Annotated in this window: 12 protein-coding genes; all 12 read left to right on the forward strand. The window is 71.7% G+C overall.

The window, feature by feature from the left end; all coding sequences use genetic code 11:
- The first annotated feature begins 241 nt into the window (after positions 1–241).
- The 12 genes from ACH4OW_RS15725 (at position 242) to ACH4OW_RS15780 (ending at position 13285) form a co-directional block, all read left to right on the forward strand.
- Positions 242–1231, forward strand: a complete 990-nt coding sequence (locus tag ACH4OW_RS15725) for a malate dehydrogenase (protein WP_360136446.1) — start codon at positions 242–244, stop codon at positions 1229–1231.
- A 230-nt stretch (positions 1232–1461) separates the two neighbouring features.
- Positions 1462–3270 carry a hypothetical protein gene (locus ACH4OW_RS15730; RefSeq protein WP_398028072.1) on the forward strand — a complete coding sequence of 603 codons (1809 nt, stop codon included), beginning with the start codon at positions 1462–1464 and terminating at the stop codon, positions 3268–3270.
- Positions 3271–3374: 104 nt separating this feature from the next.
- Positions 3375–3752, forward strand: coding sequence for a hypothetical protein (locus ACH4OW_RS15735; RefSeq protein ID WP_398028073.1), 378 nt, complete (start codon positions 3375–3377; stop codon positions 3750–3752).
- 2 nt (positions 3753–3754) lie between these two features.
- Positions 3755–4618, forward strand: coding sequence for a hypothetical protein (locus ACH4OW_RS15740; RefSeq protein ID WP_398028075.1), 864 nt, complete (start codon positions 3755–3757; stop codon positions 4616–4618).
- Between the two features lie 80 nt (positions 4619–4698).
- Positions 4699–4944, forward strand: a complete 246-nt coding sequence (locus ACH4OW_RS15745; protein ID WP_360136442.1) for a helix-turn-helix transcriptional regulator — start codon at positions 4699–4701, stop codon at positions 4942–4944.
- A complete protein-coding gene (locus ACH4OW_RS15750; RefSeq protein ID WP_398028077.1) occupies positions 4941–5483 on the forward strand; it encodes a hypothetical protein in 543 nt (180 codons plus the stop codon). Before ACH4OW_RS15745 ends, ACH4OW_RS15750 begins: the two co-directional genes overlap by 4 nt.
- A gap of 332 nt (positions 5484–5815) precedes the next feature.
- Positions 5816–7324, forward strand: a complete 1509-nt coding sequence (locus ACH4OW_RS15755; protein ID WP_398028079.1) for an aldehyde dehydrogenase family protein — start codon at positions 5816–5818, stop codon at positions 7322–7324.
- A gap of 58 nt (positions 7325–7382) precedes the next feature.
- Positions 7383–8924: a GMC family oxidoreductase gene (locus ACH4OW_RS15760; protein WP_398028081.1), complete on the forward strand. Its 1542-nt coding sequence runs from the start codon at positions 7383–7385 to the stop codon at positions 8922–8924.
- Positions 8924–10048: a glycine betaine/L-proline ABC transporter ATP-binding protein gene (locus ACH4OW_RS15765; protein ID WP_398028083.1), complete on the forward strand. Its 1125-nt coding sequence runs from the start codon at positions 8924–8926 to the stop codon at positions 10046–10048. Before ACH4OW_RS15760 ends, ACH4OW_RS15765 begins: the two co-directional genes overlap by 1 nt.
- On the forward strand, positions 10048–10308 hold the full coding sequence (locus ACH4OW_RS15770) for a hypothetical protein (RefSeq protein ID WP_398028085.1): 261 nt from the start codon (positions 10048–10050) through the stop codon (positions 10306–10308). The genes ACH4OW_RS15765 and ACH4OW_RS15770 overlap by 1 nt, the downstream gene beginning before the upstream one ends.
- Positions 10305–12296, forward strand: coding sequence for an ABC transporter permease subunit (locus tag ACH4OW_RS15775; protein ID WP_360136436.1), 1992 nt, complete (start codon positions 10305–10307; stop codon positions 12294–12296). Before ACH4OW_RS15770 ends, ACH4OW_RS15775 begins: the two co-directional genes overlap by 4 nt.
- Before the next feature lie 2 nt (positions 12297–12298).
- On the forward strand, positions 12299–13285 hold the full coding sequence (locus ACH4OW_RS15780; RefSeq protein WP_398028088.1) for an ABC transporter substrate-binding protein: 987 nt from the start codon (positions 12299–12301) through the stop codon (positions 13283–13285).
- Positions 13286–13344: the final 59 nt, after the last annotated feature.

Consider the following 13344-nt stretch of genomic DNA (forward strand, 5'->3'; position numbering starts at 1 on the left):
TCCTTGAGCGGACGGCCGCCCGGCACGCACCCGCGGGGGCCCGCGAACGGCCCGCCCGCCGGGTTACGGGCAGCCGGTGAGGCGTGCCACACCGGCCCGGCGACCGGGCGGGGCGGCGGTCCGATAGCCTGACGGCCGGGTCTCTCGATACCAAGAGATCTCGGTAAACGGGCAGGGGTTCCCGCCGCCACCTATGCGGTAAGGGGGCTTGCCCCCAGAAAACATCGCGCAGGAGATCGCCATGACCCGCACTCCCGTCAATGTCACCGTCACCGGCGCGGCCGGTCAGATCGGTTACGCCCTCCTCTTCCGCATCGCCTCCGGTCATCTGCTCGGCGCGGACGTGCCGGTCAAGCTGCGCCTCCTGGAGATCCCGCAGGGCCTCAAGGCCGCCGAGGGCACCGCCATGGAGCTCGACGACTGCGCCTTCCCGCTGCTGCGCGGCATCGACATCTCCGACGACCCGAACGTGGCCTTCGACGGCGCGAACGTGGCCCTGCTCGTCGGCGCCCGCCCCCGTACCAAGGGCATGGAGCGCGGCGACCTGCTGGAGGCCAACGGCGGCATCTTCAAGCCGCAGGGCAAGGCCATCAACGACCACGCGGCGGACGACATCAAGGTCCTGGTCGTCGGCAACCCCGCCAACACCAACGCCCTGATCGCCCAGGCCGCCGCCCCGGACGTACCGGCCGAGCGCTTCACCGCGATGACCCGCCTGGACCACAACCGCGCCATCTCGCAGCTCGCGCAGAAGACCGGCACCCCGGTCTCCGAGATCAAGAAGCTGACGATCTGGGGCAACCACTCCGCGACCCAGTACCCGGACATCTTCCACGCCGAGGTCGCCGGCAAGAACGCCGCCGAGGCCGTGAACGACCAGGCGTGGCTGGCCGACACCTTCATCCCGACCGTCGCCAAGCGCGGCGCCGCGATCATCGAGGCCCGGGGCGCCTCCTCGGCCGCCTCCGCCGCCAACGCCGCCATCGACCACGTCCACACCTGGGTCAACGGCACCGCGGACGGCGACTGGACCTCCATGGGCATCCCCTCGGACGGCTCCTACGGCGTCCCGGAGGGCCTGATCTCCTCCTTCCCGGTCACCACCAAGGACGGCAAGTACGAGATCGTCCAGGGCCTGGAGATCAACGACTTCTCGCGCGAGCGCATCGACGCGTCCGTCCAGGAGCTGGCCGACGAGCGCGAGGCCGTCCGCGGTCTCGGTCTCCTCTGATCCCGGACAGCGCGCGCGTCCGCTGACGCGCCCCGCACGGCCGGAGCCCGTACGGAACCCCTCGGGGACCGTACGGGCTCCGTCGTTGTGTCACACCTTCGTTGTGTCACACCTTGGTGTGATCTTCCGGGTGTGCTCCTGGCACAGCTCACCGGCCTCATTTATGCTGCGGCGTTCGTGACACACAACCCACCCGCTCGCAGGGGTGGTTGGTGCCTGGGGGGAATCAGGTGACACACACGTACGTGCCGCAGCAGTCCGGCCCGCAGGACGGCCCGCGCGCCGCGGGGCCGCGGCACCCCGGCGCCAGCGAGGCCACCCGGCTGCTGTGCGCGGGCACCTACCTCGACCCCGCCTACCGCGACGCGGTGATCGACGAGCTGTACGTCCACGAAGAGCGCCTCGCCGCCCCGTCGCTGGGCTGCGACGCGGCCCGTGTGCTGGCCCACGCGCTGCGCGCCCGCCGCATCGAACTGGCCTGGTCCGCCGCCGTACTGCTCCTGTGGATCGTGTCCGTCCCGCTCTCCTCCGGGCTGGTCCTGCTATACCTGCTGCCGGTCCTGCTGCTCTCGCTGGCCGGCTTCGTACGGGGCCGCGCCGCACGGCCGCCCTGGTACCGGCGGGCCGGCGGCTGGGTGCTGCGCTGGTACGGGCGCTTGAGCGCGCTGGGCGTGGCCGTGACGCTGCTGGTCATGGCGTTGGGCGGCGACGACTCCGGCGGGTCGTCGTACGGCTCCTCCGGCAGGTTCTCCGGCCCGGCCGACAACCCGCTGGCGCTGCTCCTGCCCGCCGGACTGCTCGGTCAGGGCCCGGCCGCGGCACAGCCGCTCCACGCCTGGCTCGCCCTGGCTTTCCCCGCCCTCCTGGCCTGGGCGGTCGGCGCGCAGCACGGCCAGGTCGCCAAGGTGCTGACCACCGAACTGTCCAGGAACCGGTTCCCGGACGCCGCCGCCGACCCCGCCGAAAGGGCCGAGGGCACCCGCTTCCGGCGGCTGCGCCACCGCATCCGTACCGAACAGCACGGCCCGCTGGTCATGTACCGCGCGGCCGACCCGTTCTGCGGCGCGGGCACGCCGTACGAGACCTGGTCCCTGTCGGTGGAGCTGCGGCCGCGCAAGGACGCGGCGGCCACGGACGACGACGCCGGCGGCGGGCCGCTGCCGCTGGACAACGACACCGTCCTGCGGCGGATCATCCCCCTGGTCGCGGCGCTGCGCGAACCCTCGGCGCACGGCTCGCCGCAGGCCGCCGCCGCGGTGCGCGACCGGCTGCGCGAGCTGGAGCTCGACGAGTGCGTCTTCCTGCCGGTGGCCGGGCTGCCGTCCAGGGACGCCGCCCCGTACGGGCCCGGCGGCTTCGCGGAGCACCGGGCCGCCGCGGTCGAGGAGGGCGGCGAGACCCGGCGGCACTTCCTGCGCGTCCGCGTCGGCGGCTGGGGCGAGGGCATCGTCACGACGGTGTTCGTCCGGGTCCACACGCAGGGCAACATGCTCATGCTGGAGGTCGCGCCGCACGTCCTGTGGCCGGTACGGGCCCTGTACCGCGAAGCCGACCGGATCGCGCACCGCTACCGCCACAACAACCCCTTCGGCAAGGCCGTGTGGGCACTCGCCCGGACACCGCGCTCCGCCGGGCGCGCCGTGGTGAGCCTGTGGCGCGGCTTCGTCTCCACGTGGAGCATGCTCACCGGGGGCCACCGCGGTGCGCTGCCGGACGGCCCCGCTGCTTCGGTCCGCGAACTGGGCTCCGACGGCGACGCCTCGCTTTTCCAGGAGATGGACGTCACCCGCTACCTGAAGAGCATCCAGGACCGGGTGGCGAGCGGCGTGCGGCTGGCGCTGCACGAGGCCGGCTGGCAGACCGACGAGTTCGAACAGCGGATCGTCAACGTCGGCAACGGGGGCGTCTTCATCGAGTCCGCACACGGCGCCGTCGGCATCGGCGACCACAACACGATCATCAGCAACGGTTTCGACGCTGCCGCCAAGGCGGGCAAGCAGGCCCCCAAGCCGGGCCGGCAGACCGGCGGGGGCCGGTGAACGGGAACCGGTGAAAAGGACACGGACGCGCGCCGGCGGCGGAGGCACAATCGTGCCGGAGGCCGGAGCGTACGGCACGACAGCGGACGGACGGGGAGGCGGACATGGCAACGGCTGACGAAGGCAACCGCGGCATCCACATCGGCAAGGTGCACGGCGCCTTCGCCATCGGCGACAACAACACGGTCACCCACAACGAACACGCGCCCGGCAACCCGGACACCGACCCCGCCCAGGAGGAACTGCTCGCCGCCGTACGCCAGTTGCGCGCAGACCTGGCCAGGGTCATCGAAACGCCGCAGGTCACGCTGCTCAGCGCCGAACTGGCCGACGCCCAGCAGGAGATCGAGACCGGCGGCCGGACCGCCCCGGGCCGGCTGGACCGGCTGCGCGTGGCCCTCGCCGACGCGGGCGCGGTGACCGGCATGCTGGCGTCCGGCGCGGCCGTGGCCCAGTCCGTGGCCGGGCTGCTGGGAGGCTGAGCATGAGCGAGCAGGGCCACGGCGCGGCCGGTGTGCGCTGGAACGACGAGGCGCAGTGCTGGGACACCGGCGGCCCCGCCCCGGCGCCGTACACCAGCCCGCTGCCCCCGAAGCCGGGCTTCGTCCCCGACCAGGGGCCGGTGCCCCCGCCGCCCGGCGCCGGGGCGCCGCCCGCCCGGCGGGTGGCCTGGTCGGTGCCCGTCGTCGTCGGCGCGGCGGTCGCCGTGGTGGCCGCGGGCTTCGGCGGCGGCTGGCTGCTGTGGGGCGGCGACAGTGGTGCGGTCCGCGCGGAGGACGGCCGGTCGTCGGCCTCGGCGTCCGCCGGGTCCCCGGGGCCGCACAAGGCGCCGGGGACGGGCGACGTACCGGCCGGCTCCGCCACCGGCGGCCCGTCCTCCGGCGCACCCTCGGGGGCACTCCCGGCCGGCTACCGGCTGGTGCGGGACAGCGCCGGCTTCACCCTCGCCGTACCGGAGACCTGGCAGCGCTCCGCACGCAAGGACGGCGTCTTCTACACCGCCCCCGACCAGCGCTACCTCCTCCAGATCTTCGAGATCACCGAACCGGACATCACCCCGTACGAAGCCCTCAAGGCCACCTCCGAGAGCCTGGCCGACAAGCCCGGCTACGTGGAGATGAGCCTCGGCCCCGTCGGCGACGTCGGCGTCGGCACCGGCGCCACCGAGCTGGTGTACGCCTACGACAGCGACAAACTCGGCGTCCGCGCCCGCGTCACGGACCGCGCCTTCACCGTCCCCGACGGCCGCCAGTTCGCCGTCCTCGTCCTCGGCCCCGACGCCGAATGGCCCACCCAGGCCCGCATCCAGCGCACCGCCTTGGAGCACTTCGCCCCACGCGCCTCCTGAACGACAGCACCCGGCCAGGCAGTGGCCCAAAACCGCCCCTCCCGTAGCGCCGCTACCTCGGCATGTAGTACTTCTTATATATGAGCGAGCAGGTGCACAACAGGCTGGCGATGGTGCGTGCCGAACGCAAGGTGTCCCGGCAGGAACTGGCCGACGCGGTCGGAGCCCACTACCAGACCATCGGCTACATCGAGCGCGGGCAGTACAACCCGAGCCTCGACCTCGCCCTGCGCATGGCCGAGTTCTTCGAACTGCCGGTCGAGGCGTTGTTCTCCCTCCGGCCGTTCCGCCCGCTCACCGACGAGGTTTACGGGAGGAAACAATGACGACCACCGATACCACCCCCACGGCCCGCCGGCCGCGCACCCGCTACGACGAGCACATGTACACCCTCATGAACCGCCGTGAGGGCGTTGAGCTGTACGCGACGGCAGGGCGGCGGCGCGCGGTCGTCATCGCGCACGTGCTGCTCACCGCGGCGAGCCTGGCCGCGCTGTTCAGCGCGTTCGCGACTGCCACGGTCTGGCTCAGCTTCGTCCCGCTGATGCTGTTGCTCCCCTGGTGCATAGCCACCGGTGTGATCAACGCGGCCACCCGCGGTCTCCTCGAACTACGGACCCGTGTCCTGGACGAGCGCCAACTGGCCGAGCGCGACCGGGTGCGCGCCCTGGCCCACCGCCTGACCACGTACGTACTGCTGTGCGCCGTGGCGGGCGGGATCGTGGTCGGCGAGCTGGGCGGGCTGACGGCCGGCGGGGTGGTCCTTCCCGTGCTGATCTCGGCGTTCGCCGTGCACTGGCTGATGCCGATGTGGGTGGCCGGGATGACGGCTCAGGACGAACCGGCCGACGAGACGGACGCGTAGCCCAGCACCCCGCGGGTCAGGCAGGCCGGGCCGGTGGGGTGCGGGGCGTACGGCGTTTCGCGTGCGGCGCTGGACCGCCGCTTCACCGGACTGATCGGTGAGGGGCGTACGGCGGGGGCCGTGCGGAAGGGGCCGAATGGTGGGTTTGGGGCGTGTGGGGTGGGGCCAGTGACCCGGTGTGGGGGTGGCAAACCTGTATTCAGGGGGCTGGAGGAGTGAGTCGGGTCACTTTCCGCGAACGTTTCGGCATAGGTAAAGGGGTTCCGGGGAGGGGTCCTCGTTGCTGGTGTGAACCAGTGGCAACAAACCGGTAGTCGAAAGGCAGAACAGACGTGTCGGCAAACGAGACGATTCACGTAGACGGGGTGTGGCGCTCCGCCGTATCCGGCGCCACTCGGGAGATCCTGGACCCCGCCGATGCGAAGACGCTCGAAGTCGTCGCCGAGGGCGGCGCCGAAGATGCCGACGCGGCGGTCGAGGCCGCGCGCCGCGCGTTCGACGGCGGGGCGGGCCGGTGGCCCCGTACGCCGGTCGCGGAACGGGCCGCGCTGCTGCGGCGGGTCGCCGACCTGCTCCAGCGGGACCGCGAGGAGATCGCCCTCATAGAGAGCCGGGACACCGGCAAGACCCTCGAAGAGGGCCGGGTGGACGTCGACGATGTCACCAACGCCTTCCGGTACTTCGCCGATCTGGTGATGAACGAGAGCGGCGGGCGCGTCGTGGACGCCGGCAGCCCGGACGTGCACAGCGTCGTCGTGCACGAGCCGGTCGGCGTCTGCGCGATGATCACGCCGTGGAACTATCCGCTCCTGCAAGCGAGTTGGAAGGTCGCGCCGGCGCTCGCCGCGGGCAACACCTTTGTGATCAAGCCGAGTGAGGTCACTCCGCTCTCGACGGTGTACCTGGTCAAGCTGCTGGTCGAGGCGGGGCTGCCGGCCGGGGTCGCCAACATCGTCACCGGCGCGGGCCTGCCGGTCGGGCAGCGGCTGGCCGAGCACCCGGACGTGGATCTGTTCTCCTTCACCGGCGGGCTGGTCAGCGGTACGAAGGCCGGTTCGGCCGCGGTCGCGGGCGCCAAGAAGATCGCGCTGGAGCTGGGCGGCAAGAACCCGAACGTCGTCTTCGCCGACTCCTGCGCCACCGACGAGGGCTTCGACACCGCCGTCGACCAGGCGCTGAACGCCGCCTTCGCGCACAGCGGCCAGGTCTGCTCGGCCGGTGCCCGCCTGATCATCGAGGAGTCGGTGCGGGATCGTTTCGTCGCCGAACTGGCCCGCCGCGCCGAGAAGATCAAGCTGGGCCGCGGCACCGAAGAGGGCGTCGAGTGCGGGCCGCTCGTCTCGCAGCAGCAGTTGGAGAAGGTGGAGGCATACGTCGCGTCCGCTCTCCAGGAGGGCGCCCAGCTGCGGTGCGGCGGACGCCGCCCGGAGGCCAGCGAGGTCCGCCCGGCCACCGGCTACTTCTACAGCCCGACCGTTCTGGACGGCTGCCACCGCGACATGAAGGTGGTCCGCGAGGAGACCTTCGGGCCGATCCTGACCGTGGAGACGTTCACGACCGAGGACGAGGCCGTCGCGCTGGCCAACGACACCGAGTACGGCCTGGCCGGCGCCGTCTGGTCGGCCGACACCGCCCGCGCCCGCCGGGTCGCCGCCCGCCTGCGGCACGGCACGATCTGGATCAACGACTACCACCCGTACCTGCCGCAGGCCGAGTGGGGCGGCTTCGGGAAGTCCGGCATCGGCCGGGAACTGGGCCCCGCGGGTCTGGACGAGTACCGCGAGAGCAAGCACGTTTACGAGAACCTCCGGCCGGAGCCGGTCCGTTGGTTCGCGGGCTGAGGGCCCGTCTGTTCACCGCACCACGCACGCACGAACTTTGCAGAAGGAGTGCCACCTCATGCCCGTGTACGACTACGTGATCGTCGGCGGTGGGACCGCCGGATCGGTGATCGCCTCCCGGCTCACCGAGGACCCGGACGTCAGCGTCGCCGTCATCGAAGGCGGCCCGTCCGACATCGACCGCGAGGACGTGCTGACGCTGCGCAAGTGGCTCGGCCTGCTCGGCGGCGACCTGGACTACGAGTACACGACCACCGAACAGCCCCGCGGCAACTCGCACATCCTGCACAGCCGCGCCAAGGTGCTGGGCGGCTGCTCGTCGCACAACACCCTGATCTCCTTCAAGCCGCTGCCGTCCGACTGGGACGAGTGGGAGGCGGCGGGCGCCACCGGCTGGGGCGCCAAGGACATGGACCCCTACTTCGGCAAGCTGCGCAACAACATCGTGCGGGTGGCCAAGAAGGACCAGAACCAGATCGCCACCGACTGGATCGAGGCCACCAAGACCGCCCTGGGCGTGCCCGAGGTCGTCGGCTTCAACGACCAGCCGTTCGAGGAGGGCGTCGGGTTCTTCGACCTGTCGTACCACCCGGAGAACAACAAGCGCTCCTCCGCCTCGGTCGCGTACCTGCACCCGCACATGGAGGCCGGCGACCGCCCCAACCTCACGCTGATGCTGGAGACCTGGGCGACCAAGCTGGAGCTGGACGGCACCACCGCCAAGGGCGTCCACGTCCGTACCAAGGACGGCGAGGAGGTGTACGTCGAGGCCGCGCGCGAGGTGCTGGTGTGCGCCGGCGCGGTGGACACCCCGCGGCTGCTGATGCACTCGGGCATCGGCCCGAAGCAGGACCTGGAAGCGCTGGGCATCGAGTGCAAGCTCGACCTGCCGGGCGTCGGCGAGAACCTGATCGACCACCCGGAGTCGGTGATCGTCTGGGAGACCAACGGGCCGCTGCCGGACAACTCCGCGATGGACTCCGACGCGGGCCTGTTCGTGAAGCGGGACCCGGACCACAAGGGCCCGGACCTGATGTTCCACTTCTACCAGATCCCGTTCACCGACAACCCGGAGCGACTGGGCTACGAACGCCCCGAGCACGGCGTGTCGATGACGCCGAACATCCCCAAGTCCCGGGCGCGCGGCCGGCTCTACCTCACCTCCGCCGACCCCGAGGTCAAGCCCGCGCTCGACTTCAAGTACTTCGAGGACGAGGGCGACTACGACGGCAAGACCCTCGTGGACGGCATCAAGCTGGCCCGCAAGGTCGCCGAGGCCGAGCCGTTCAAGAAGTGGCTCAAGCGCGAGGTCTTCCCCGGTCCGGACGTGACCGACGACGAGCAGATCAGCGAGCTGGTCCGCAAGGCGGCGCACACCGTGTACCACCCGGCCGGCACCTGCAAGATGGGCGCCAAGGACGACAAGACGGCGGTCGTCGACCCCGAGCTGAAGATCCGCGGCCTGTCCGGCATCCGGATCGCCGACGCGTCGGTCTTCCCGACGATGCCCGCCGTGAACCCGATGATCGGCGTGCTGATGGTGGGGGAGAAGGCAGCCGAGCTGCTGGTTGACTCCCCGACCCAGGGAGGTGGTGCGTGATGGCCGCCACCGCCCCCGAAGCCGGTATACCCCAGCCCCGCAAGGCCGCCGACAACCTGGCGGCCGAGGACGCCCGGGACCCCCGGGACGTCGTGTTCTCCGTCCGCAACCTGTGGAAGGTCTTCGGCCCGAAGGCCGAACGCGTCCCGGACGACGCCGAGCTGACCGGCCTGTCCGCGCGCGACCTGCGCGAGCGGACCGGCTGCACGGCCGCCGTCCGCGACGTCAGCTTCGACGTCCACAAGGGCGAGGTCTTCGTCGTCATGGGCCTGTCGGGCTCCGGCAAGTCCACCCTGGTGCGCTGTCTGACCCGGCTCATCGAGCCGACCAGCGGCGGCCTGGACATGGACGGCGAGGACGTCCGCGCCATGGACAAGACGCAGCTGCGCGAGCTGCGCCGCCGCCGCGCCGCCATGGTCTTCCAGCACTTCGGCCTGCTCCCGCACCGTTCGGTGATCGACAACGTCGCGTACGGCCTGGAGATCCAGGGCGTGCCCCGCGCCGAACGCCGCGAGCGCGCCGCCGAGATGGTGGAGAAGGTCGGCCTCGCGGGGCTGGAGAACCGCCGACCCGGACAGCTGTCCGGCGGCCAGCAGCAGCGCGTCGGGCTCGCCCGCGCGCTCGCCGTGGACCCCGAAGTCCTGCTGTTCGACGAGCCGTTCAGCGCGCTCGACCCGCTGATCCGGCGGGACATGCAGGAAGAGGTCGTCCGGCTGCACGAGGACGAGGGCCGCACGATGGTCTTCATCACGCACGACCTCGCCGAGGCGCTGCGTATCGGTGACCGGATCGCCCTGATGCGCGACGGAAGAATCGTTCAACTCGGCACCCCCGAGGAGATCGTGGGCTCCCCGGCCGACGAGTACGTCCGCGACTTCGTCCAGGACGTGCCGCGCGAACAGGTGCTGACCGTACGGCGCGCCATGCGCCCGGCCGAGGCCGGCGAGACGGAGGAGGGTGCCGCGCTCGCGCCGGACACCCTGGTCTCCGACGCGATCGAGGCCGTCGCCCGCTCCGGCGGCGCGGCCCGCGTCATGGACGGCAAGCGCTGCCTGGGCATCGTGGACAGCACCTGTCTGCTGAACGTCGTCGCCCGGATAGACGCCGGCGAGGTGGCCGCCTGATGTCCGCGCATTCCAGTACCGCCAACGCCGCCGCGATAGCGGCCGGTTGGCCGCCGACCCGGCGGCCCGTGCGGGTCGCCCCCGCCCAGGTGCGGAGGCTCCAGCCGCCGACCCGGGACGGGTTCCGTACCCGGCCAGTCCCTGTAGTCCACTCCCTGGCGAGCCGGTTCCGCGCCGCCGTACGGCACCGCTGGCACGAGGCCCAGCGCGCCGCGGCGATGCAGGTGCCGGCCGGCACGGTGAAGCGGGGGCGCGCATGACGGCCGCCACCCCCACCGCAAGCACCACCGCCGCGCCCGACGAGCCGGGCGCCCTGCGGACCGCCCTCCAGAGCCGCGGCCTCCGCAAGATCCTCATCCTCGCCGTCGCCGCCGCGGTCCTCGTCCCGCTCGCCCACGCCAAGTGGTCCAGCGGCACCTGGCCGAGCGACCTGACCGTCGACCTGACAGGACCGCTCGGCAGAACCAGCGACTGGATCATCGACAACCGCGACAGCCACCCGCTGTTCGTGTACTTCCTCGGCCACCTCAGCAACGCCGTCGTGATCTCCGTACGCGCCGTCTACCAGCTTCTGCTGCTGCTCGGCTGGACCGGCGTCACCGCGGGGGTCACCCTCGTCGCCTGGCGCGTCGCGGGCGTCCGCATCGCCGCGACCGCGCTGATCTCGTTCGCCGTCAGCGGCGTCCTGGACATGTGGCTGCCGACCATGCAGACCCTCGCCCTGATGATCGTGGCGGTCGTCGCCTCGGTCGTCGTGGGCGCGCTGCTGGGACTCGCGGGCGGCCTCTCCGAGCGGCTGTTCAAGATCCTGCGGCCGGTGCTGGACACCATGCAGGTGCTGCCGGCCTTCGCGTACCTGCTGCCCGTCGTGCTGGTCTTCGGCATCGGCGTGCCCGCGGCGCTGCTGGCCACCGTCGTGTACGCGGCCCCGCCGATGGCCCGGCTGACCGCGCTCGGCCTGCGCGGCGCGGACCCCGGCGTGCTGGAGGCCGTCTCCTCGCTCGGCGCGACCGGCCGGCAGCGGCTGCTGACCGCCCGCCTGCCGCTGGCCCGCAAGGAACTGCTGCTCGGCCTCAACCAGACGATCATGATGGCGCTGTCCATGGCCGTCATCGCCTCCATGATCGGCGCGGCCGGTCTCGGTGACCGCGTCTACCAGGCCCTCGCCTCGGTGGACGTCGGCGCCGCGCTCGCCGCCGCCGTGCCGATCGTGCTGCTCGCCATCGTCATGGACCGGACGACCGCCGCCGCCGGCGAGCGGATGGGCGCCGACCCGGCGACCCGCGGCCCGAAGCTGCTGCGCGGCCGGCGCGCCTGGGCCGGCATCGCCGTCGTCACCGCCGTCGTCACCGTCGCGGGACGGCTGGCCGGCTCCACCATCTGGCCCTCCGGCTGGACGGTGGCCATCGCCCGCCCGGTCAACGACTTCAAGGAGTGGATGGTCGACCACCTCTACTCCGGGGTCCCCGTCGTCGGCGGCACCGCCGACTGGGCCGCGCACTTCACCTCCTGGGTCCTGGACCCGCTGCGCGACGGCCTGACGGCGCTGCCCTGGTGGGGCGCGCTGCTCATCGTCGCCGCGCTGGCCTGGCTGATCGGCACCTGGCGCACCGCGCTGACCGCGACGCTCGCGATGGCCGCCATCGGCGTCCTCGGCGTCTGGAAGCCGTCCATGAACACCCTCTCCCAGGTCCTCGCCGCGCTCGTGGTGACCCTGGTGCTGGGCTTCGGCGTCGGCATCCTCGCCGCGGGCAGCAAGCGCCTGGAGGCGATCCTGCGCCCGGTCCTGGACGTCATGCAGACCATGCCGCAGTTCGTGTACCTGATCCCGGTGGTCGCGCTGTTCGCCGTGGGCCGCGCCCCGGCCGCTGCCGCAGCCGTCGTGTACGCGCTGCCCGCGGTCATCCGCATCACCACCCAGGGCCTGCGGCAGGTCGACCCGGCCGCGATGGAGTCCGCCCGCTCGCTGGGCGCCACCCGCTGGCAGACCCTGCGGCAGGTGCAGCTCCCGCTGGCCAGGCCCGCACTGCTGCTGGCCGTCAACCAGGGCGTCGTCCTCGTCCTCGCGGTCGTCATCATCGGCGGCCTGGTGGGCGGCGGCGCGCTCGGCTACGACGTCGTCACCGGTCTCGCCACCGGCGACCTGGCCCTCGGCCTCGTCGCGGGCGTGGCCATCGTCTGCCTCGGCCTGATGCTCGACCGGGTCACCCAGCCGACGCAGCGCCGCACCGCGGGGAAGGGAGCGTAACCATGTCCCGTACCCGTATACGCGTTGCCGGGGCCGCCGCGCTGGCGGGGGCGGCACTGCTCGCCCTCTCCGGCTGCGGCAAGGCCGACATGACCAAGCAGGGCTCGCCCTTCCAGGCGGCGGGCGGCGCCAAGTCCGTCACCCTGTCCGTGCAGACCTGGGTCGGCGCGCAGGCCAACGTCGCGGTGGCCAAGTACCTGCTCGAACACGAGCTGGACTACCACGTCGACACCGTCCAGGTGGACGAGATCCCGGCCTGGGACGCGCTCAGCCAGGGCCGGGTGGACGCGATCCTGGAGGACTGGGGCCACCCGGACCAGGAGAAGCGTTACGTCAAGGACAAGAAGACGATCACGGCGGGCGGCGGCAACGGCGTCACCGGACACATCGGGTGGTGGGTCCCCAAGTACTGGGCCGACCAGCACCCGGACGTGACCGACTGGAAGAACCTCAACAAGTACGCCGACCAGCTCCGCACCTCCGAGAGCGGCAGCAAGGGCCAGCTGATGGACGGCTCGCCGTCCTACGTCACCAACGACAAGGCGCTGGTGAAGAACCTCAAGCTGGACTACGAGGTCGTCTTCGCGGGCTCCGAGGCGGCGCAGATCACCCAGATCCAGCAGTTCGCCAAGCAGAAGAAGCCGTTCCTGACGTACTGGTACGAGCCGCAGTGGCTGTTCAACCAGGTGCCGATGGTGGAGGTCAAACTCCCCGAATACACCGACGCCTGCGCGGAAAAGGGCGCGAAGGACCCGTCGACGGTCGACTGCGCCTATCCGACGACGCCGCTCCAGAAGTTCTTCAACACCGACTTCGCCAAAGGCGGCTCCGAGGCCGCGGTGTTCCTGAAGAACTTCCACTGGACGAAGGAAAACCAGAACGAGGTCTCCGAGATGATCGCCTCCGACGGGCTGTCCGCCGACGAGGCGGGCAAGCGCTGGGTGGCGAAGCACCCGGAGGTCTGGAAGAAGTGGCTGCCGAAGAAGTAATCGCGGCCGGCGCTTCCGGATGAGAGCCGGGCGGGTATGTCTTCGGGCAGACCCGCCCG

The sequence above is a fragment of the Streptomyces sp. NPDC017056 genome (genome assembly GCF_044332485.1).
Taxonomy (GTDB): domain Bacteria; phylum Actinomycetota; class Actinomycetes; order Streptomycetales; family Streptomycetaceae; genus Streptomyces.